Annotated in this window: 19 protein-coding genes; 9 read left to right on the top strand and 10 right to left on the bottom strand. The window is 50.1% G+C overall.

The window, feature by feature from the left end; all coding sequences use genetic code 11:
* Positions 1 to 89 precede the first annotated feature (89 nt).
* Positions 90 to 1,337, top strand: coding sequence for an aromatic amino acid transport family protein (locus tag BZG13_RS12215; RefSeq protein WP_077486815.1), 1,248 nt, complete (start codon positions 90 to 92; stop codon positions 1,335 to 1,337).
* A 287-nt stretch (positions 1,338 to 1,624) separates the two neighbouring features.
* Positions 1,625 to 1,810 (top strand): DUF2798 domain-containing protein, encoded by a 186-nt coding sequence (locus tag BZG13_RS12220; protein WP_269601163.1) that lies wholly within the window; start codon positions 1,625 to 1,627, stop codon positions 1,808 to 1,810.
* 296 nt (positions 1,811 to 2,106) lie between these two features.
* On the opposite strand, the gene BZG13_RS12225 is transcribed toward BZG13_RS12220, so the two are convergent.
* On the bottom strand, positions 2,107 to 4,032 hold the full coding sequence (locus BZG13_RS12225; protein WP_077486817.1) for a RecQ family ATP-dependent DNA helicase: 1,926 nt from the start codon (positions 4,030 to 4,032) through the stop codon (positions 2,107 to 2,109).
* Between the two features lie 159 nt (positions 4,033 to 4,191).
* Positions 4,192 to 4,800, bottom strand: coding sequence for a bifunctional 4-hydroxy-2-oxoglutarate aldolase/2-dehydro-3-deoxy-phosphogluconate aldolase (locus BZG13_RS12230; protein WP_077486818.1), 609 nt, complete (start codon positions 4,798 to 4,800; stop codon positions 4,192 to 4,194).
* A gap of 122 nt (positions 4,801 to 4,922) precedes the next feature.
* Here BZG13_RS12230 and BZG13_RS12235 point away from each other — a divergent pair, with 122 nt between their 5' ends.
* From BZG13_RS12235 to BZG13_RS12245, 3 genes are all read left to right on the top strand, one after another.
* Entirely contained in the window at positions 4,923 to 5,444 is a 522-nt protein-coding gene (locus tag BZG13_RS12235) for a gluconokinase (RefSeq protein ID WP_077486819.1), read from the top strand.
* 145 nt (positions 5,445 to 5,589) lie between these two features.
* Positions 5,590 to 5,973, top strand: a complete 384-nt coding sequence (locus BZG13_RS12240) for a DUF3302 domain-containing protein (protein WP_077486820.1) — start codon at positions 5,590 to 5,592, stop codon at positions 5,971 to 5,973.
* Entirely contained in the window at positions 5,973 to 7,103 is a 1,131-nt protein-coding gene (locus tag BZG13_RS12245; RefSeq protein WP_077486821.1) for an HlyD family secretion protein, read from the top strand. Before BZG13_RS12240 ends, BZG13_RS12245 begins: the two co-directional genes overlap by 1 nt.
* 14 nt (positions 7,104 to 7,117) lie before the next feature.
* Here BZG13_RS12245 and arfB read toward each other — a convergent pair whose 3' ends face one another.
* The 3 genes from arfB to BZG13_RS12260 all read right to left on the bottom strand — a co-directional run bounded on the left by arfB (position 7,118) and on the right by BZG13_RS12260 (position 10,115).
* On the bottom strand, positions 7,118 to 7,531 hold the full coding sequence (gene arfB / locus BZG13_RS12250) for an alternative ribosome rescue aminoacyl-tRNA hydrolase ArfB (protein WP_077486822.1): 414 nt from the start codon (positions 7,529 to 7,531) through the stop codon (positions 7,118 to 7,120).
* A 102-nt stretch (positions 7,532 to 7,633) separates the two neighbouring features.
* Positions 7,634 to 8,329, bottom strand: a complete 696-nt coding sequence (locus BZG13_RS12255; RefSeq protein WP_077486823.1) for a pirin family protein — start codon at positions 8,327 to 8,329, stop codon at positions 7,634 to 7,636.
* A 163-nt stretch (positions 8,330 to 8,492) separates the two neighbouring features.
* Positions 8,493 to 10,115, bottom strand: coding sequence for a methyl-accepting chemotaxis protein (locus BZG13_RS12260; RefSeq protein WP_077486824.1), 1,623 nt, complete (start codon positions 10,113 to 10,115; stop codon positions 8,493 to 8,495).
* A gap of 438 nt (positions 10,116 to 10,553) precedes the next feature.
* On the opposite strand from BZG13_RS12260, the gene BZG13_RS12265 reads away from it, so the two are divergent.
* Positions 10,554 to 12,365, top strand: a complete 1,812-nt coding sequence (locus BZG13_RS12265; protein ID WP_077486825.1) for an ABC transporter transmembrane domain-containing protein — start codon at positions 10,554 to 10,556, stop codon at positions 12,363 to 12,365.
* Here the strand turns inward: BZG13_RS12265 and BZG13_RS15215 are convergent.
* Positions 12,362 to 12,535 (bottom strand): DUF6435 family protein, encoded by a 174-nt coding sequence (locus tag BZG13_RS15215; RefSeq protein ID WP_106406585.1) that lies wholly within the window; start codon positions 12,533 to 12,535, stop codon positions 12,362 to 12,364. The genes BZG13_RS12265 and BZG13_RS15215 overlap by 4 nt on opposite strands.
* A gap of 196 nt (positions 12,536 to 12,731) precedes the next feature.
* Here BZG13_RS15215 and BZG13_RS12270 point away from each other — a divergent pair, with 196 nt between their 5' ends.
* Positions 12,732 to 13,166 (top strand): hypothetical protein, encoded by a 435-nt coding sequence (locus BZG13_RS12270; RefSeq protein ID WP_077457274.1) that lies wholly within the window; start codon positions 12,732 to 12,734, stop codon positions 13,164 to 13,166.
* A gap of 203 nt (positions 13,167 to 13,369) precedes the next feature.
* Here the strand turns inward: BZG13_RS12270 and gcvP are convergent, their stop codons facing one another.
* The 4 genes from gcvP to BZG13_RS12290 form a co-directional block, all read right to left on the bottom strand.
* Positions 13,370 to 16,234, bottom strand: coding sequence for an aminomethyl-transferring glycine dehydrogenase (gene gcvP / locus BZG13_RS12275; protein ID WP_077486826.1), 2,865 nt, complete (start codon positions 16,232 to 16,234; stop codon positions 13,370 to 13,372).
* A gap of 15 nt (positions 16,235 to 16,249) precedes the next feature.
* Complete coding sequence (gcvH, locus tag BZG13_RS12280; protein WP_069361007.1) at positions 16,250 to 16,627, bottom strand: glycine cleavage system protein GcvH; 378 nt, start codon at positions 16,625 to 16,627, stop codon at positions 16,250 to 16,252.
* A 165-nt stretch (positions 16,628 to 16,792) separates the two neighbouring features.
* Entirely contained in the window at positions 16,793 to 18,091 is a 1,299-nt protein-coding gene (locus tag BZG13_RS12285) for a serine hydroxymethyltransferase (RefSeq protein ID WP_077486827.1), read from the bottom strand.
* Positions 18,092 to 18,117: 26 nt separating this feature from the next.
* Positions 18,118 to 19,518: an L-serine ammonia-lyase gene (locus BZG13_RS12290; protein WP_077486828.1), complete on the bottom strand. Its 1,401-nt coding sequence runs from the start codon at positions 19,516 to 19,518 to the stop codon at positions 18,118 to 18,120.
* 580 nt (positions 19,519 to 20,098) lie between these two features.
* On the opposite strand from BZG13_RS12290, the gene BZG13_RS12295 reads away from it, so the two are divergent.
* Together BZG13_RS12295 and gcvT are read left to right on the top strand one after the other, a co-directional pair.
* Positions 20,099 to 20,701, top strand: a complete 603-nt coding sequence (locus tag BZG13_RS12295) for a helix-turn-helix domain-containing protein (protein ID WP_069361010.1) — start codon at positions 20,099 to 20,101, stop codon at positions 20,699 to 20,701.
* A gap of 64 nt (positions 20,702 to 20,765) precedes the next feature.
* Complete coding sequence (gcvT, locus tag BZG13_RS12300) at positions 20,766 to 21,881, top strand: glycine cleavage system aminomethyltransferase GcvT (RefSeq protein WP_077486829.1); 1,116 nt, start codon at positions 20,766 to 20,768, stop codon at positions 21,879 to 21,881.
* The last annotated feature ends 74 nt before the right edge of the window (positions 21,882 to 21,955 follow it).

The raw sequence follows: 21,955 nt of genomic DNA on the forward strand, positions 1-21,955 counted from the left end.
GGACATATACCTATTACATTTATGTGATACTTTAAGTCGAACTCGATAGTATGCAACCGCACAAAATATTATAACTAAGAGAGTTTGACGTGAACCAGACTATAGATATCTCCTCAAAAAGAGTATCCCACCGTTGGACCCAACATGATACCCATTGGGCACTGAGCTTGTTCGGTACCGCAGTGGGAGCCGGGATCCTGTTCCTTCCGATTAATCTTGGGATGGGGGGCTTTTGGCCACTCCTAATTATGGCCGTACTGGCGTTTCCGATGACGTTTATGGCTCATCGAGGCCTAGCACGTTTTGTGCTGTCGTCGCGCCACAAAGATGCCGATTTCACCGATGTCGTTGCCGAGCACTTCGGCAGCCAGGCAGGCCGTTTGATCTCCGTGCTGTATTTCCTTTCTATTTTCCCGATTTTGTTGATATATGGCGTTGGGTTGACCAATACCGTTGATAGCTTTTTGGTTAATCAACTCGGATGGGCGTCGCCAAACCGCGTCATGCTGTCTGGTGTGTTAGTCGCAGGTATGATTGCGATCATGATGGGTGGTGAGCGCCTAATGCTGCGCGCCTTCGCGGCGATGGTTTATCCGCTGGTGGCTATCTTGGCGTTTTTGTCTTTCTATCTAATACCATCATGGCAAGCACCGAACCTTGCGATGCCCGCGATGGGAGAACTGGGAATGAATCTTTGGCTAGCGGTGCCTGTGGTGATCTTTTCGTTCAGCCACGCCGCGGCAATTTCGAGTTTTGCTAATATTCAACGCCGTCACTATGGTGATGACGCCCATGGCAAGTCAGAGCAAATTCTTAAACGCGCGGGCGTGATGTTAGTTGCCTTTGTGCTGCTGTTTGTGTTCTCGTGCGTGCTGACACTCACTCCAGCACAAATGGCGGAAGCGAAAGCGCAAAATGTGTCAGTGCTCTCATACCTTGCTAATGTCACCCAAAATCCATTTATTGGCACTTTGGGGCCATTAGTTGCTTTCATTGCGATCACCTCTTCGTTTTTGGGCCACTTCTTGGGCGCGCGTGAGAGCCTCAATGGCCTGGTGACCAAACACAGCACATTGACCTACAAAAAGGCTGATAAACTTGGCGTGATAGTGATGTTCTTTGCTATTTGGTGGTGTGCGGTGATTAACCCCAGCATCCTCGATATGATGGGCGCATTATCTGGGCCTGTGATTGCGATGATCCTATTTATTATGCCAACGGTTGCGGCCTATAAAGTCAAAGCACTGGCACAGTATCGCGGTAAAGCGGGGACGTACTTTATCTTTGTGACTGGCATGTTGGCGATTTCGGCATTGCTTTATAACTTGATAGGCTAATGAAGAACCCGTTATAACCTGTTAAAAGCGTCCAATGGGCGCTTTTAGGCCTCTAAGCGCAAGTAAAAAACGCGATCACGGCTTCATATGGTGAGTCGTCACTACTGAATTTTATGGAGAGTGACTGACAACCCTCCCTTAAACTCTCCCTCAATAATGTACTAAGAGACCACTAACAGTACTTGCTATTTTTCTTTTGTATCGCTAAAGTCTGAATATTAGTTTCTTCTTATGTAAAGGTCGCTATGCTGCCTAAACGATTTTTTCCTATTGTTGCGCCTTTTTTAATGTCAGTGTTAATGGTGACATTGATGACAGCGGTAATTACGGCTGTGAATACTGGGTTAAGTGATGGGTTTATTTGGCGTTGGGTTGAGGCTTTTATCGTCGCTTGGCCGATCGCATTCACCATTATTTTTCTCTCGTCAAAGCATGTACAGCGTTTAGCGCAGTGGTTATGCAGTCGTGATTAAAGATCAATCGAACACGTTGAGAACGGCGCAGTTCTTACCTTGCTTTTTAGCTTGATACATAGCTTTATCGGCATCAACAATTTCACTGTTAGGCATACCATTTGGGTAGTAAGCCACGCTCAAACTTACTTATTATCAGTATATGATTAAAACCTCAGCGGCTGGGGATAAATGTCACGTTCCCCGAAACTGAGAGGATAGTATGTTGACGATGATGCAAAAAAATTCGGTAGTTTAGAGGCATGGGGTGGCGCACCGGGCGTTGCCAAGCTGCCGACGCACCACATTGTTATCCGTTACTGTTTGGCTTCGTGCTCAGCGAGGACATGAGCGTTGACTGTTTGAAACGGATACGACGCGAGGGCGCCAAAACCGGGTATTGTCTTCGCTTTGATTTTGGTATGGAGCGGCGAAGATAGACCGAGTAAAAAGCGCGTGGTCGCCGCGTGGCTTGGCGTTTCATCGCAAGCGGCGGCAAAGTGCTGACACCATGATGATAATGCTTGCACGTCGATCGCGGGTAACTCAGGACGGGGAGGTAAATGAGCAATATGTCCTTGGCATACCGAACAGTGACCACAGGTGGTTGGCGCGTCGCGATCACCAAAGTAGTCGGCAAGGCGCTGACTAATACAGGTTGAAGAGGCCAATAAAGCCAGTAATTGGTTGATGCGGGCCAGTTCGCTCTCTTCCTTTTTAGCAAAAAGGTGATGTAATTGTTCGGCCTGCGCTTGAACATCAATCTCATGGGAGCTGACCGAAAAGACTTGCGTGGCTTGTTGGGTGGCAAGTGACAGCCAACCTTGTTCATGAAAATATTCCAGTGCTTTTAACGCGCGCTTTCTTTCTGCCCCAAAACGTTGCCACAGTTGTTGGAAGTCCATCTTGTACCAGGTTTTGGCTTTGACCGCGCATGCAAATAGCTGGGCTACAAATTCGCGCCGCTCACCCTGAAATTTAGCCGTAATGGTGTCTGGCGACGCAACACATTGGAACTTTACATCGGCAAAGTAACTGTATTGGCTGGTGAGCACGCCGGCCATTTCTAAATAAACCAGCAAGGTTTTAAGCGGTAAAAGGCGAATATTATACGTCCGTGACAGGCTGTGCAGCATAACTTCCCATTGTTGACCCGCTTGTTTTATTTCTTCCAGTACGCCTTGAATCGCCGCCTTGTCGGGTGTATCGCCATAGATAAAGTTTTCCAGCACATTCAGGCTAGATTGGTTGGCGAGCACAGTGCACGTAGCGTTTTCTCCGTCTCGTCCCGCGCGGCCAATTTCTTGGCTGTAGTTTTCAATCGACTTCGGCAAATCAAAATGGATGACACGGCGAATATCCGCCTTATCGACGCCCATCCCAAAGGCGATGGTCGCAACAATACACGGCGCACGACCCGACATAAATGCCTCTTGTATTGATACACGTGTCTCGTGATTCATGCCGGCATGATAAGCGGTCGCGGGGATATGCTGGGTTTGTAGCCACTCGGCCACACTCTCCGCCGTTTGCTGCTTGGTCACATAAATGACGGTCGGCAAATCGGGGTCGTGCTTTAACTGCTCAACCAGCGCTTGCTGTTTTTGCGCCTCTTCCACGGCGACCACATTCAGGTGTAGGTTAGGACGATAAAAGCCGGTTAACGTGGTGTTATTTGTCGGGATGGCAAACTTTCGCTGCATGTCTTCAACCACTGCCGGCGTCGCAGTTGCGGTGAGAAGCAACACCTGTGGAATACTCAACTGCTCTCGGTAGGCGGGGAGTTTGAGATAATCGGGGCGAAAATTGTGGCCCCACTCAGAGATACAGTGTGCTTCATCTACGACCAATAGAGAGATCGGGATGGGGGCAATAAATTGGCGAAAGCGTTCGTTGTTTAACCGTTCGACCGAAATCATCAGGACTTTGATGTCGCCGCGACGGATCTGCTCCATCACTTGTTTAGTTTGCTCGGGAGTCTGCGTGGAATCAATGGTAGCGGCGGCAATGCCTTTACGGCGCATAAATGCGATTTGATCATGCATTAATGCTAGCAAAGGTGAAATCACTAGGGTTAAGTGGGGCAGTTGTGTGGCGGGCAGTTGATAGCACAATGACTTACCCGCACCGGTAGGAAAAATCGCACAGGCCGACTCCCCTTGCATTATCTGAGAAATCACCGACTCTTGTCCTGCACGAAATGATGAAAACCCAAAAACGTGCTGAAGTGCTTGTGCCAACATACCGTATTTCCCCTACTTTTAACCAAGTGTCTGTTTATGAACAGGCGGGAAAAGGTATCGGCTATGTGCCGAGGTTGCAAGCACAGGCGGTATGCGTGCGAGCGGCCTCATTATCTTCAATAAGTGGGGTCGATCTTTTCTTAACGGATGCGAGAGCTATCACAGCGCCTCAATCAGTGCTGCGATCTCATCCCACCTTTGTTCATCAATCAACTTGGCGGGCACCATCCAGGTGCCGCCGCATGCGAGCACCGAGGGCAACGCGAGATAATCACTCACATTCGCCTCACTCACGCCACCGGTTGGCATGAAACTGACGGGGTAGACGGCAGATAACGCTTTTAACATCGCAATGCCTCCCGACGCTTCCGCGGGGAAAAACTTCAACGTATCAAGACCAAGTTCCATGGCTTGCTCGACCAAACTCGGGTTGTTGATCCCAGGGACGATGGCAATCCCACGTTGTTGGCAATGTTTTACTGTAGTGGGATTAAGCCCAGGGCTAACAATAAAATCCGCCCCAGCGTCAATCGCAGCATCGACTTGTGCAGGCGTCAGCACCGTTCCGGCCCCAATCAGTAGCTCGGGATAGGCATCGCGCATTTGGCGGATAGCACTGGCAGCCGCGTCGGTACGAAAGGTGATTTCGGCGCACGGTAAGCCATTGTCGACCAAGGTTTTGGCAAGTGGGACGGCATCGTCCGCATTATTAATCGCAATCACCGGCACAATGCGAATTGCTTTGAGACGTTGGTGTAGTTCAGTCATGGGATTCCCTTATAGTAAAACGCTTAATAGCGCTACGATAACAAACGCGACCAATATTATCGGCATCTATTGAATGCGTTATCAAAAATGAGATCTGGTTAAAATCTCGCTAAGGAGTGGGTATGGCAATTGGCAGTGTGATTGTGATGGGCGTCAGTGGCTCGGGGAAAAGCACCCTTGGCGCAAAGTTGGCACAGCGCTTAGGGGCAAAGTTTATTGATGGAGACGACTTACACCCGCGTGCGAATATCGAAAAGATGGCGACGGGTAAGCCGCTTGATGATCATGACCGAACTCCCTGGCTGGGCCGGATTAGCGATGCCGCCTTTAGTTTGGAGCATAAACATGAATATGGCGTGATTGTGTGTTCAGTCTTAAAGCGCCGCTATCGAGACCAGATCCGAGATGGCAATCAGAACGTTACCTTTTTGTTTTTGGACGGAGATTATGCGTTGATCCTCGCAAGGCTTCGAGCGCGCAAAGGGCATTTTATGAAAACCCATATGCTGGATAGCCAGTTTGCCACGTTGGAGGTGCCGGGTGACGATGAGCCTGATGTGGTCCGAGTCGGCATTGATGCAGACATTGATACTGTGGTGACACGCGCATTGAACGCTTTAAAAGACAAGGAGGATGCCGAATGACACATCCGACATGGTTACAAGCTGTCACCGATTAACTCTCGGGGCGTCGCGACACTGGTGAGTCTCGATAAAGCCCTATACCGAATATGTATGTGCTACGTTTAACCATAACATGACTGTTAATTCGTTGTTTAGTGAGTGTTCTATGGCGTTAGATTATATTGCTCTTGGGATGTTGGTTTTTGTGGTTTTAGTTATTTTTTATGGCGTGATTGCGATTCATGACATTCCTTATGAAATTGCGAAAAGGCGTAATCATCCCCAACAAGATGCTATCCATGTGGCGGGCTGGATAAGCTTGTTTACACTTCATACGCTATGGCCTTTTTTGTGGATATGGGCAACGTTATGGCGTGAGGATCGCGGTTGGGGGTTCACGACATTAAAAGAAGAGCAGCATGATATTAATCATCATGTTACACAGTTGAGCGAGCGAATCGAACAGCTGAAAAGTGACGTTGAATCCCTCAAGCAACAGCAACAACAAAGCGACCAAACGACGATCCAAGAAAAGCRGGAGAATGACTAATGGACCTACTGCTTATCATGACTTATACGGCGATCTGCATCGCTATCTTTAAAATATTCAAAATTCCTTTGAACAAATGGAGTATACCTACGGCAATTTTGGGTGGCATTGTGATCGTGGGGGCCATGACGTTATTAATGAATTACAACCATCCGTTTACACAACTCGGCAAGCAAGCGTTCTCAACAACCCCGATTGTCCCTGGGGTGCGTGGTCGCGTGATCGATGTTCCCGTAAAAGCCAACCAACCTCTCGAAAAAGGTGACGTCTTATTTAAACTGGATCCAACTCCGTTCCAAGCGGAAGTGGATAAAATAGAAGCGCAAATTAAAGAAGCGAGTCAAGATGCACTCGGCTTAGAATCCACGGTATTGGAGGCCGAAGCGGAAAGACGAAGAACCATTTCTGAGCGGGACAAAGCAAAGCGAGAATACGAGCGCTATCAAAAAGGCTTCAATAAAGGTGCATTTACTGAACAGGAGCTTGATACAAAAAGACAAGCCTATTTATCCGCTGAAGAAGCCATTAATGTGACTGAGGCGCGGCTTAATCAAGCCAACCTTGCTTTAAATTCACAGATAGGAGGTCAAAACACCACTGTTGCGCGTTTACTGTCAGAGTACAGAAAAGCGCGGTTTAATTTAGAGCAAACGGTGGCTAGGGCGCCAACAGATGGATTTGTGACACAATTATCGTTACGCCCTGGAATGATGGCGGTGCCGTTTCCTTTATCGCCTGTCATGACGTTTATCCATGACGAAGAGAGAATATTTACTGCCGCATTTAGGCAAAATTCTCTTCAGCGCTTAGCTCCTGGATTTGAGGCTGAATTTATTTTTCCTTCCATGCCGGGGAGGGTATTCCAAGGTGAAGTGATTGAGGTACTACCTGCGATCGCAGAGAGTCAGTTTCGTGCACAAGGGAGCTTAATCGGTACCGATGCGTTTAAAGAAAACGGACGCGCGCTGGTGTCCCTCAAGCTTGACGATGACGCCATGGCTCATCAATTACCGCTTGGGGCGAGTTTTGAAGTTGCTGTTTATTCGGATCGTGTACATCATGTATCAATAATGAGAAAGATCCTGATTCGCATGAAAAGTTGGCAAAGCTATCTTTATATTGATCATTAAGCCAATGCGATTTGTCACGGCGCCACTTTACCGCGCAAAGACTTAGTCTGGCTCTTACGCTTTTTGGATTCTACGCGGCGGCGTTGTGACGCTTTGGTTGGCCGAGTTGGCTTGCGTTTTTTCTGCTCCACCATCGCGCTTTTAATTAGCATAGCGAGGCGTTCTAACGCGTCTTCTCGGTTTAGCTCTTGGGTGCGGTAGTTTTGCGCTTTGATCACCACGACGCCGTCTTTGGAGATGCGTGAATCGGACAGCGTCATTAAGCGTGTTTTGTAGGCATCAGGCAGTGACGAGGCGTGAATATCAAAGCGCAAATGAATGGCACTCGACACTTTATTGACGTTTTGTCCGCCTTTCCCAGCGGCGCGGATGGCCGTGAGCTCAATTTCACTGTCGGGAATCGCTACTTTGTTGGATAGAGTCAGCATACGGCCTCAAATATTAACAAGAGGCGCGCAGTGTACATAGCATTAGGCCTGTGGCGCAAATAAGCCAGCAGGCCGAGTCTTTTTGAGTCGTTAATCGGCACTTTAGGGTAAATCAAATACCAGTGTTTGGCTGATTTCGTTGCCGATATTACTAAAGGTGATGTGACGGATACCTTCGACTTTCGCACCATCACCGGGAGAAAGAGATGTGTTTTCAACCTTAAGAGTGCCCGCGACTTGATGCACATAGGCGTTGCGTCCTGTCCCCAAAGCGAAGGTAACAGACTCACTCGGCGCCAAGACAAGTTGCAGCAAACGTGCCTCTTGTTTTATTTTTAACGAGCCATTCTCACCCGTTGGCGTCGCAATGACGGTAAAGCCGGGTTGGTTGCCAAAATCTTTTTGCTGATAGCCCGGCTCTCCGCCTCTTTCGTTAGGTTCAATCCAAATCTGTAAAAAGCGCAATGGCTGGGATGACGAGGCATTATATTCACTATGATAAATACCACGCCCAGCCGACATCAGCTGGAACTCGCCAGCGGGTAGAGTTTGTCGGTTGTCTTGGCTGTCTTTGTGTTCGATTGCCCCCTCCAGCACCAGGCTGATGATCTCCATATCACGGTGTCCGTGGGTGTCAAAGCCTGCGGCGGGTGAAACGATATCATCATTGATCACACGTAGTGCAGAGAAGCCCATATGATGGGGATCGTAATAGCTACCAAATGAAAAAGTATGGCGGCTTTGTAGCCAGCCAAAGTTGGCCTGACCGCGATCGCTGGCATGACGTACTGTGATCATAATGCTTATCCTCACTGATTCTACGTTGAACAGCGGTGACGCTGAGCAATGAAAACAGTGTAGAGACAAAAACGCCGTGCGAACACGGCGTAATATTGAGCATCTTGTTCTAAAACATTGAACGAGTATCGTGCAGAAGAAATAGCACGCGTCAGATAATGTACTAAAGCTTAAATGTTTCCATGCGTGTTTTTAAGTTATGCGCAAGATTGCTGATTTGGTCACAGGCAATCGCTGTTTGTGTTGCCCCCTCGGCCATTTCGGTTGACGCGCTATTAATGTTTTCAACACTGCGGTTGAGCTCGTTAGAGACAGAACTTTGCTCACTGCAGGCGGTGGCAATTTGTGTGCTGCGTTGGGCGATATCATCAACAGAGACTTCAATTTCCCGCATTTGTTCGCCGGTATTGCTCACCGTTTCTACACATTGCGTAATGCCTGTTTGGCATTCATGGCTGGATTCGCGGACCTTGGTTGTGTTTATTTGCAGTGTCTCGATGGTATTAACAATTTGCTCGGTCGATTCTTGAGTACGCTGTGCCAGTGAGCGAACCTCATCGGCTACCACGGCGAACCCTCGGCCTTGCTCACCGGCACGTGCTGCTTCTATCGCCGCATTCAAAGCAAGTAAATTAGTTTGCTCAGCAATACCACGAATCACATCAACCACGACATTAATGTCCTCTGAGCTAGATTTCAGTTGCTCTGTTAATGTTTCTGAGTCTTGCATCAATCCAGATACGCGTTCAATAATGCTAATCGCATCGGTTAATGACCCACTCCCCTTTTTCGCAATCTCTGCTGCCGAATGCGCTGATGTTGCGCCTTCTTCGGTATTCTGCGCCACTTCACTGACAGCGGCTTGCATTTCTGTCATGGCAGACGCCACCGACCCAAGTTCTTGTTGCTGGTTTTGCATACCTGACGCATTTTGAGATGAAATTGCACTCACCTCTTCAACGGCGGCGGTTAGCTGAATGGTAGAGTCGTTAATTTCTGATACCAATCCGTGAAGATTGTTTTGCATCGTTACCAGTTCTTTGAGTAAGGTACCAAGCTCATCTTTGGACAAATCCTTTTCATCAAATTTGTTGTCGAGCTGACCTTGGGCAATACTCGAAGCAAACGCGAGCGCTTTACCGATTGGGCGAGAGATAGAGCGAGAGAGTATCAGGGTCGACGCTAAGATGACCAACACAATCACCAAGGTACCAATTGCTGAGTTGATTTGAGCGGTACGAGCCTCTCGGTTTGCGTTTTCGATAATTTCACTTACTCGCTTATCATTCAGTTTGAGGGCCTGATTCAGATCGTCTAATGCACTGACGTATGTATCAAAACTGGCTAACACGATCTGGTTAGCTTCATCGCTATCTCCGCTTTTAAGCAAGCGGTTGTATGACTGTGTTTCTTGAATATACTGACGCCAAGTATTCTTAAACGTCGTAAATGACTGGCGCTCTTCCGACGTTAACTCTAAGGCTTCATAAGCCTTAATGCCTGCTTGCACATCGGCGCGCCATTGATCAAGTGTGTCAAGCCATTGTGGTAATTGAGGGTGATCACTGTTTGAGAGTAACGAAAACTCATCTTTACGAACCTTGGTGACATCCACCTGGATCCCTTTCAATATATCTACTGAAGGTAAACTTATATCTGACAGTTGTTTAATATCCTTAGTTAAGGTTGATAAACCCATCATAAAGATAACGGCAACCGAAGCAAAAACGATAAAAACGGCGATAAAGCTGAGCCATATTTTTTTGACAACACTAAGATCTTTCATTATCTGCTTTCCTGTTCATCGCGCTTATGAATCAGCGCAAAGGTGTTTTATAACAATATCAAGCTTAAGCGTAGACGATTTAGTGATAGTGATGATTATTAATCAGTGGATGCCTGAGTGATGTACTGTCAGGTTAAGGAACATGAATGCTATGAAGCGGGCCTGCGATAGGAGAAGGCTTAGACCCGCATTGGCGCATTAAGCCAACAGGGTCGCAGAAAAAAGACACTTGCACGTTGTCTCTGCTAAAGATATCGCTTAACTTACTGATATTATCCATCCGGTATGATCAAAGTCTGCCCCTATTGATTCGATGATTGAGGTTGGTTATATCAAATGTGCGTCTGAATATGTGAATGTTGACACGTGAGGGTGCAGCGAGTTAATGATCTTGCTCACCCGCCCCTAAATGTGCAAGGACAGCACTAAGTAGAGCTTATGGCCAATTCCGCTTCAACACACACCGCTTCGACACCATCTGCTTCAAGTCGCAACAGTAAAAATCTGACCGTTTTGTGGGAGCTGATTGCGTTTATCCGCCCTTACCATTGGCAAGTGAGCGCGGCATTGCTGGCTTTGGTTTTTACCGCATCATTAACACTCTCGGTCGGACACGGCGTTCGGCTTTTGATCGACCAAGGCTTTGCACAGCAATCACTGGTTGAGTTGGGTAATGCGGTACAGTTTATTTTGCTGATCACGGTATTAATCGCGATCGGCACCTTTTTCCGCTTCTATCTGGTGTCATCAGTGGGTGAGCGGGTCAGTGCTGATATTCGCCAAGCGGTGTTTGATCATGTGATTGATCTGCATCCGAGTTATTTTGAAACCCACGGCAGTGGCGAGATCATGTCGCGGATCACCACAGATACCAGCTTGCTGCAGAATATCATCGGCTCCTCTTTTTCCATGGCGATGCGCAGTGCGTTAATGTGTGTGGGCGCGATCATCATGCTGTTTGCCACCAATATTAAACTAACGTTGATTGTGTTGGCCTCCGTGCCTTTTATTTTGGTGCCCATACTTATCTATGGCCGTCGTGTGCGGGCGTTGTCGCGGCAAAGCCAAGATTCGATGGCGGATGTAGGCAGCTATGCCGGCGAAGCCATCACCAATATTAAAACCGTGCAAAGCTTCGCGGTAGAAGATCACGCTAAAGCCGCCTTTGGGCAAGAGGTGGAGCGTGCCTATCAGATCGGACGCGAGCGCGTAAAACAACGAGCCATTCTTATTTCCGGGGTGATCGTGATTGTGTTTAGCGCCATTAATGGCATGTTATGGGTCGGCGGGCGCGATGTGATTCAAGGCACCATGTCGGCAGGCGATTTGGGCGCCTTTGTATTTTTCGCCATCATGGTTGCCTCTTCGATGGCCACCTTGTCGGAAGTGATGGGGGAGTTGCAGCGCGCGGCAGGCGCAACAGAGCGTTTGGTGGAGCTTTTACACGTGCAAAGTCATATTCGTACTCCCGCTACCTCACCGATTGTTGATGCCCAATCACTGAGCAATGATATTCGCTTTGAAGCGGTGCACTTTCATTATCCCACGCGGCCCTATCAGCCGGCGATTGATACGCTGAACCTTGCTATTCAGCCCGGCGAAGTCGTGGCGTTAGTGGGGCCGTCGGGAGCGGGAAAAACCACCGTATTTGAATTACTGCAACGCTTTTATGATCCGCAGTCAGGCGCGATTATGCTAGGCGGGCAAGATATTCGCCTCTTGTCCCCGCAAGCCTTGCGCCAACAAATGGCTCTGGTGCCGCAGCAACCGGCATTGTTTAGCGATAATGTGATAGGAAACATCCGCTACGGCAGGCCAAACGCCAGTGAGCAAGCGGTGAAAGAGGCGGCCGTTCAAGCGCACGCTGATGCCTTTATTCAGCAATTACCGGATGGTTATCACAGCTTTTTAGGTGAGCGGGGCGTGCGGCTTTCGGGCGGCCAACGGCAGCGAATTGCGATTGCCCGCGCAATTCTCAAGGACCCACGGATTTTATTGCTCGATGAAGCCACCAGCGCGCTGGATAGTGAAAGTGAGCATGCGGTGCAGCAAGGCTTGGCGGCTTTAATGCGGGATCGCACCACCTTGATTATCGCTCACCGCTTATCGACCATTCAGCATGCTGACCACATTGTAGTGATGGATCAAGGTAATCTGGTGGATATAGGCAGCCATACCGACCTGCTGGTGCGCTGCCCTCTGTATCAACGCTTGGTAAAACGGCAGTTTAGCCATGTCTCAAATGGCTAAGCGTTGTTTTCCAATTCTTTGATTTGTTGGTCAATCTTTTCCGCTTCTTCGGTGAGTAGTGAGTAACCTCTGATATCGCCATTGCGCTGGGCCTCAAAGGCTTGTTGTTGTTTAGCGTCGTACTGTTTTTTTAGCTTTTTAACTGGATTCGGCTTTAAAAATGAGAGCATAGTGGATCCCTATAGATAGATAATAGTTCTCGGTACGAAGTCAACCTCCACTTAGATGACCGATTTATTGGTTGTATGTAAATTGATTGCATTCAGCATCACGCTTTTTCTAGTGGGTTAACACAATGTTGGATTCAAACGATGCCAATTATTAGGATGTGCTAATGTTTTGATGAGTTATAAAAAGGAGTGCATCATGAACAAGAAACGAATAATCGGCAGCCTATTTGGACTAGGTTTGCTCACGGGGGCCGCTCAAGCATCGACGGATTCGGTGGAACAAGCGTTGGTAATGGTTAACAGTGGCGAATTGCAAACACAAGGAATGGCTATGGTATTAGCGAATACGATGCAGGCCCAAGGGACGCATGTTGATGTGTTGCTGTGTGGGAAAGCCGGTGAATTAGCGTTTAAAGATACTGAAAACGCGCCATTAAAGCCCAAAAACGTTACCCCAGAACAACTAATGATGAAGCTGAAACAAGGCGGCGCTAATGTGAGTGTGTGCGCATTATTTTTACCTAACAGCGACAAAGGAAAAGCAGCATTGCGATCCGGGATTTCAGTGGCTAAGCCACCACAGATCAGCCGGATTATGCGCAACGAAGACGTACGAGTGTTTAACTTCTAGTCTTGATCCTTCTTGTATCGCGCAACACGGCACCTGACCGAGATTGACTCATCAACGCAAGGTCAATGTTATGCGCACCCGTTCCTGTCCCATGTGGTCTAGTGTAAGCTTTGCTTCGCGTCTCTAAAAGAAAAAGGCGAGCCGAGCGGCTCGCCTTTCGTTTATTAAGTTAGTTTCTAACTTGGTTATCTGTGATTAGTGGATTACTCATCCATATAGCTTTCAATGCTAGGGCAAGAGCAAATCAGGTTGCGGTCACCGTAGACGTTATCGACACGGTTGACCGATGGCCAGTATTTGCTTGCTTTGCTATGAGCGGATGGGAAGCAAGCCAACTCACGGGAATAGGCGTGAGACCACTCGTCAGCCATCAGATCCGCTTGGGTATGGGGCGCATTGACCAATGGGTTGTCTTCCAGCGCCCACTCACCGTCTTGCACCTTGGCAATTTCCTCGCGGATGGCAATCATGGCATCACAAAAGCGATCCAATTCTTCTTGGCTTTCACTTTCGGTCGGCTCAACCATCAGCGTACCCGCCACCGGGAACGACATGGTCGGCGCGTGGAAGCCATAATCCATCAAGCGTTTGGCGATGTCTTCTTCGCTGATACCGGATGCCTCTTTGAGCGGACGAATGTCGATAATACATTCGTGCGCAATGCGTCCGTTTTTGCCGCGATAAAGCACGGGGTAGTAGGGACGCAGACGCTCCATCACATAGTTGGCACTGAGAATCGCCAACTCGGTCGCGCGCGTTAGGCCTTGTTCACCCATCATGGCAATGTACGCCCATGATATAGGAAGAATCGAGGCACTGCCCATTGGTGCGGCCGACACGGCACATTCGTCACCTTGCTCCACATGGCCGGGAAGGAAAGGCGCGAGGTGCGATTTCACCCCAATCGGCCCCATACCTGGGCCACCACCACCGTGTGGAATACAGAAGGTTTTGTGCAGGTTGAGATGCGAGACGTCTGAGCCAATGTAACCCGGCGTGGTCAGCCCCACTTGCGCATTCATATTGGCGCCATCCAAGTAAACTTGGCCGCCTGCCTCGTGCACCAGCTCGCACACTTGTTGCACGGTTTCTTCGTACACACCATGTGTCGATGGGTAGGTGATCATAATGCAAGAGAGCGCATCGCGGTGTTTGTCGATCTTGGCTTTCAGATCGTCAATGTCGATATTGCCATCGTCATCACAGCCTACAACAACCACTTTCATCGAAACCATGGCCGCGGAGGCAGGGTTGGTACCGTGCGCGGAGCTTGGGATCAAGCATACGTTGCGGTGACTGTCGCCACGGCTTTCATGGTAGCGCTGAATCGCGATTAAGCCCGCATACTCACCTTGTGCGCCTGAGTTGGGCTGCATGGAGATCTCGTCGTAGCCAGTGATTTCACACAGCATGTCACGCAGTGATTTGCCCAGTGTTTGATAGCCTTTGGCTTGCTCCAATGGCACAAACGGATGCAGGGCGCCAAACTCTGGCCAAGTGACAGGGATCATCTCGGCCGCGGCGTTTAGCTTCATGGTACAGCTACCTAGCGGGATCATGCCGTGGGTGAGGGAAAAGTCTTTGTTTTCCAGCGCCTTCATATACCGCATCAGCTTGGTTTCACTGTGATAGCGGTTAAAGACAGGGTGCGTTAGGTACGCGCTACTGCGGCGGCATACGACAGGGATCGCGGCCAATTCATCAGCTTCAATGTCGCTCGCCACGGCTTCTGCATTGCCTTGACCGGTGAGTGCGGTAAGCAATTGATTGACTTCTGCCAGCGTGCTCGCTTCATCAAAGCTCGCGGCAAGTTGGCCATCCAGTTTACGCAAGTTAAAACCAGCATCTTGCGCTTGTTGGTACAAGGCATCGGTTTGCTCGCCCGTGTTAAACGTCACGGTATCGAAGAAGCTGTCGTGCGCGAGGCTCAACCCGGCCGCTTGTACCGATTTGGCGAACAGCGCGGTCAGATGATGCACACGGCGGGCAATCTTCTTCAAACCGTCGGGACCGTGGTAGACCGCGTAAAAAGCGGCCATGTTGGCCAGCAAGGCTTGGGCGGTACAAATATTGGAAGTCGCTTTTTCACGACGGATATGTTGCTCGCGCGTTTGCATCGCCATGCGCAAGGCTTGGTTGCCTTTGCTATCGACCGATACGCCAATCACGCGGCCTGGCATGGTGCGCTTGAGCTTGTCACGTGTCGCCATAAAGGCCGCGTGTGGGCCACCGTAACCCATAGGCACACCAAAGCGTTGTGCGGAGCCAATCACCACATCCGCGCCCATTTCACCCGGCGCTTTAAGCAAAGTGAGTGAAAGCAGATCGGTAGCAACCGCGACCAGCGTCTTCTTGCTTTGCGCTTCCGCGATAAGCGCACTGAGATCGCGCACTTCACCCGTGGTGCCGGGATATTGGAGTAGGGCGCCAAATACATCGTGCTGATCCAGCTTGTCCGTGTCATCAACAATGATGTCAAAGCCTAAGAAGTTGGCGCGCGTTTTAATCACATCCAAGGTTTGTGGATGCACGTCGCTGGCAACAAAAAAGGCGTTGCCTTTGTGCTTGCCGCCACGCTTACACAGGGTCATGGCTTCCGCAGCCGCGGTGGCTTCGTCGAGCAGCGACGCGTTGGCTAAATCCATCCCCGTTAAGTCCATCACCATTTGCTGGAAGTTCAGCAAGGATTCGAGTCGGCCTTGCGAGATCTCGGGCTGATAAGGCGTATAAGCGGTATACCAGCCCGGGTTTTCCAACACATTGCGTAAAATAGGCGGTGGAGTATGTGTGTGATAGTAACCTTGGCCGATCAGGCTGCGCTTAATGGTATTTTGCGCGGCAATGTCGCTCAGTTCCGCCAGCATCTGGGTTTCGCTTTTCGGCGCGCTCAGATTAAGCGGCTTTGGCAAACGGATATCCGCAGGAACGGTTTCTTCAATCACATGCTCAAGGCTGGTGGCATTGATCGCCGCCAGCATGGCATCTTGCTGTTGGGTATTTGGGCCATTATGGCGCGCGATAAAATCATTATCGGCCACCAGGCTATCGAGTAAACGAGTCTGCGTCATGGTATTCGTCCTGAATTAGTCGTCGATTGCGGCGGTATAGGCGTCCGCGTCCATCAGATGATCCAAGTTGGTGTCGTCTGCCAGCTTAATCTTGGCAATCCAGCCGCCCTCAAAAGGTTCTTCGTTGACCAGTTCTGGACTATCTTCTAGATCTTCATTAATGGCGACTACTTCACCATCAACCGGCGCATAAATATCTGATGCGGCTTTTACCGACTCCACCAATGAAAAGCCTTCACCTTTTTCAGTACTGTCACCCACCTCAGGTAGATCGACAAACACGACATCGCCAAGTAGGCCTTGGGCATGATCGGTGATCCCCATAGTGACAGTGCCATCGCCATTGTCTTTGACCCACTCATGGCTTTCAGAAAACTTTAGTGTCGCGTCCATTTGTTACTCTCCTGCTTTAATACGAGCTGCTCAATCGTTGAGCGATTTACAATGTAAAATGAGGCGGTGTTTGGGCGATTACACCGCCTCCTGTGTGTTAATTACGTACGTGGCAATGGTATTGGCTACGTCGTTGCAAGACTGTTTATGGCGTCGGGCCGCCATTTATTGGCGATAAAGCGGGAAACGGGCACACAGCTGCTGTACTTCTTTACGCACGCGTGTCTCAACCTCGGCGTTGCCTTCTGGAGTCTCGACTAATGCATCGAGCACGTCCCCAATCCATTGGCCAACTTGGTGGAACTCCTGGGTACCAAATCCGCGGCTGGTACCCGCGGGGGTGCCGAGACGAATGCCGGAGGTGATCATTGGTTTTTCGGTATCAAAGGGGATGCCGTTCTTGTTACAGGTGATCCCAGCGCGCTCGAGCGCCTGCTCCGCTTGGTTGCCTTTTAGGCCTTTGGGGCGAAGGTCAACGAGCATCAAGTGGGTATCGGTGCCGCCGGTGACGATGTCGCAGCCACGTGTTTGTAGGACCTCGGCCAAGACTTTGGCGTTAGCAACCACTTGATCAATATACAATTTAAACTCAGGCTCTAGCGCCTCACCAAAGGCGACGGCTTTAGCCGCAATCACGTGCATCAACGGACCGCCTTGTAGGCCGGGGAACACCGCCGAATTGATCTTTTTGTTGATGTCTTCGTGATTGGTCAGGATCATGCCACCGCGCGGGCCACGCAGGGTTTTATGGGTAGTGGTGGTCACCACATGCGCATGAGGTAGTGGCGAGGGATGGGCGCCAGTAGCAACCAAGCCAGCGATATGCGCCATATCAACCATCAGGTACGCGCCGACTTCATCGGCAATCGCGCGGAAACGGGCAAAATCAATCGGACGCGGGATCGCGCTACCACCAGCGATGATCATCTTAGGTTGATGTTCACGGGCCAGTACCGCGACCTCATCGTAATCAATTTCTAAGCTATCTTTGCTCACGCCGTACTGTACGGCATTAAACCACTTACCCGATAGCGCAGGACGCGCGCCGTGAGTGAGGTGGCCGCCGGCATCGAGTGACATACCTAAAATGGTGTCACCAGGTTGCAGCAGCGCAAGCATCACCGCGCCGTTGGCTTGTGCGCCAGAGTGTGGCTGAACATTGACATACTCGCAGCTAAACAGCTGTTTGGCACGGGCCTGGGCGATGGCTTCGACTTCATCGACGTGCTCGCAGCCGCCGTAATAGCGACGGCCTGGATAGCCTTCTGCGTACTTATTGGTTAGGCAGGTGCCTTGCGCTTGCATGACTGCTTGCGAGACGATGTTTTCTGAGGCGATCAGTTCAATTTGTTGCTGCTGACGTTTGTGCTCGGCCTGCACGGCCGACATCACGGCACCATCGGACTCCGATAAGTTGGTGGAGAAAAACTGCTCCAATTCTACATTTGGGTAGCTCGGTTTCATTGCGCTTTCCTTATTGGCGATGGTGGCTAACAGGCCACAACATTAATCGGGATCACATTGGTGGCGAGGCCACCCTGTGAGGTTTCTTTATATTTACTCATCATGTCGAGCCCGGTCTCATGCATGGTTTTAATTACGCTATCAAGCGAGACGTGATGCTCGCCGTCGCCACCCATGGCTAATCGGGTCGCGTTAATCGCTTTTACGGCGCCCATGGTGTTGCGTTCTATGCAAGGGACTTGCACCAAGCCATCAATCGGGTCACACGTAAGGCCGAGGTTATGCTCCATGCCGATTTCTGCCGCGTTTTCAATTTGTTGATTACTTGCGCCCATGGCGGCGGCTAGTCCTGCTGCTGCCATCGAGCACGCCACGCCAATTTCGCCCTGACAACCGACCTCTGCGGCCGAAATAGAGGCATTGGTCTTGTATAAAGAGCCGATAGCCGCGGAGGTCGCCATAAAGGTACGGATGCCATCTGGGTTATTGGGCGAGACAAACTTATCGTAATAAGCAAGCACGGCAGGGATCACGCCCGCGGCGCCATTGGTTGGGGCGGTGACCACGCGGCCACCGGCGGCATTCTCTTCATTAACCGCCATGGCAAACAGGTTGACCCAATCATTGGTGTCTGTCGGTAACCCATGGGCTTGTTTATCGTGAATGGCGTCGTACATGCCTTTGGCACGTCGCTTAATGTTTAAACCGCCTGGCAGTACGCCACCTTGTTTAATGCCTCTGTCGATGCACTCACGCATCACTTGCCAGATATGATCCAGTCCCTGGTTAACCGTGTCACGTGTGGCGTGACTATCGTGGTATTGGGCGCGTGCGACCTCGTTCGTAAACATCAGCTCGCTGATGGTCATGTTCGTTTTTGTACATTGCTCAAGTAATTCCGCTGCACTCTTAAATGGATATGGCGGAGTGAAATCAGTCGCTAGGGCATCCGTTTCGCCTTCTTCCACCACAAAACCACCGCCTACCGAGAAATAGGTTTTGTGAGCAAGACACTCTCCTGATTTGCTAAAGGCGCTTACCGTCATGCCATTGGGGTGCTCGGGCAGCACCTTGTCATAGTGAAAGGCAATATCTGCCTCCCAGTTAAATCGAATATAGTGGCACCCTGCAAAAGGAAGCTCGCCACCATTTTTGACCATTTTGGTCATGGTATCGATTTCATCTGACTCGATGGTGGCAGGCATTTCGCCCATTAACCCCATCACACACGCCACGTCAGTCGCATGGCCTTTGCCGGTTAACGCCAGCGAGCCGTATAAGTCCACTTTGACACGCTCGATATCGGTCACGGACAGTGTTTGCGCCGCATAGTGGCTAAAGCGTGCGCAGGCCACCATCGGACCAACGGTGTGTGAGCTAGATGGTCCGACGCCTATCTTAAACAGGTCAAACATGCTGTGACTCATGGCCTGTCTCCTCAATCAGTAAGGTACGTTGTTGTCATGATTGTTGTTGTCCTGACATCGACGATGCCGACATTGCTTCACGTAGCATTCAACAGATTGGCGATGATTGCGCTTACTGTTGATTTAAACATTTTGTTAACGTACCTAAGCGTTCACTTTTCCGCAAAATAAATTTCCAATAAGAAACCTATGTTGTGATCCTGGAGACAAAACCTCCTCCTGTTGATACTATCTAACACCGGCGCAAACGTTTGCCTTTTTATCTTAAGCGAGGGTAAATTGCAAATCAATGCCAGTAACGCCGGGGAATATACTCGCTTTTTATTAAGTGAATGGTTAATTAATATCTCTGTAATGCCTTGTTTTTACGAGGAAGAGCATGATGAACTCAAGGTGCCGGGTGAGAGTGACAGGTTGGCTACCTTGATCAATTCGCTGGCTAGGTCACGTTTATGATATCGGTATTTTCCGATAGGAAACTTTTTTGTTAAAAGTGTTAAAGCGGCAAATACAGCGGGACAATCGATAGAGGCGAAAGCAGGTGACAACAGACCAATCAACACAGGATGTGTACCCGTCGATGCAGGTTGAGCGATCGCAACGCGAGGGTGACGCTCGCGAACCCATTGCACCATTGCGGCTGGGCCCGCGTTTAAAAGCCGTCAGGGTCGGGCTTGGGCTGACGCTTGAGGAGGCAAGCCAGCGCACTGGCTTGGCGCGTTCAACCTTATCCAAAATTGAAAATGAACAGATATCCCCGACTTTCCAAGCGATGCAGAAACTCGCGCACGGCTTGGATATCGATATTCCGCAACTGTTTGCCCCACCAAAAAAGCGGCAAGCAACAGGTCGGCGAGATGTGACGCTAGCGGGTCAGGGAAAAGCACACCCTACGGGTACCTACGAACATGAGTTATTGGCAACACAGCTAAGCAACAAAAAGATGATGCCGTTTAAGTCGCGGGTTAGGGCACGTGCGTTTGAGGATTATAGCGACTGGATTCGACACGACGGGGAAGAGTTTTTATTGGTGCTGGAAGGCAGTATCCAATTTTTTTCTGAGTTTTATGAAGCGATCACTCTCAATGAGGGTGACAGCGTATATTACGACGCCACCATGGGGCACATGCTAGCTTCCGTCAGTGATGACGATGCACTGATCTTATGGGTAACAGCGTCTTAACTAACCACATAAACGCATTGCTTAACGTGGGCAAGATGCCTGCGGGCACAATATGGAGAGAATAATGGCAGAGTTACTCACGACCCCGTTACACCGCCTGCACCTTGATATGGGCGCAAAAATGGTTCCGTTCGCTGGCTATGACATGCCAGTTCAGTATCCGCTGGGTGTGCGCAAAGAGCACCTTCATTGCCGTGAGCATGCAGGCTTGTTTGATGTTTCTCATATGGGGCAAATCCGTCTTCATGGCGCGGATGCGGCCAAAGCATTGGAAGCGCTCGTCCCAGTTGATGTGTTGGATCTCCCCCAAGGTAAACAACGTTATGCCGTATTCACTAATGAGCAGGGCGGCATTTTGGATGACTTGATGATTGCTAACCTCGGCGATCACCTCTTTTTGGTGGTCAACGCGGCCTGCAAAGCACAAGATATTCAGCACCTGCGCGACAACTTGAAAGGGGATGTCTCCGTCGAGGTGATTGAAGATCGCGCCTTACTGGCGCTTCAAGGCCCGAAGGCGGCGCAAGTGCTGGCGACATTCAACCCGAAGGTGAATGACATGGTGTTCATGGACATTCAGCCTGTTGAGATTGATGGCATTCACTGCGTGGTGAGTCGTTCAGGTTATACCGGCGAAGATGGGTTTGAAGTGTCTGTCCCGGCTGAACATGCAGAATCTCTCGCCAAAGCCCTGTTAGCTTACGACGAGGTGGAATGGATTGGCTTGGGCGCGCGTGACTCACTGCGCCTTGAGTGCGGACTGTGTCTATATGGGCACGATCTGGATACCACCACCACGCCAGTTGAAGCAACCTTGATTTGGGCCATTAGTAAAGTGCGCCGTGCGGATGGTGAGCGTGCGGGTGGCTTCCCCGGTGAGGGGAAAATCCTTGAACAAATTGCGACCAAAGCGGTGAGCCGCAAGCGCATTGGGCTGGTGGGCCAAAGCAAAGCCCCTGTGCGTGAAGGCAGCAAGCTATTTGATGCAGACGATAATGAAATTGGCGTAGTCACCAGCGGCACCTTTGGCCCTACTAAAGGGATGCCCGTGGCGATGGGTTACCTCCCACCTGAGTTTATTATCCCCGGCACCGAGGTATACGCGGAAGTACGTGGCAAAAAACTGCCCATGACAGTCGAAAAAATGCCCTTTGTACCGCAGCGCTACCATCGCGGCTGATCTCGGTCAGTGCGAAGGTCGATAAAAACGCAGCCAAAGACGGCTGCGTTTTTGTTGTGAGTCGACGTCCACTT

This window comes from Salinivibrio sp. ML323 (assembly GCF_001995745.1).
GTDB classification, from domain to species: Bacteria; Pseudomonadota; Gammaproteobacteria; order Enterobacterales; family Vibrionaceae; genus Salinivibrio; species Salinivibrio kushneri.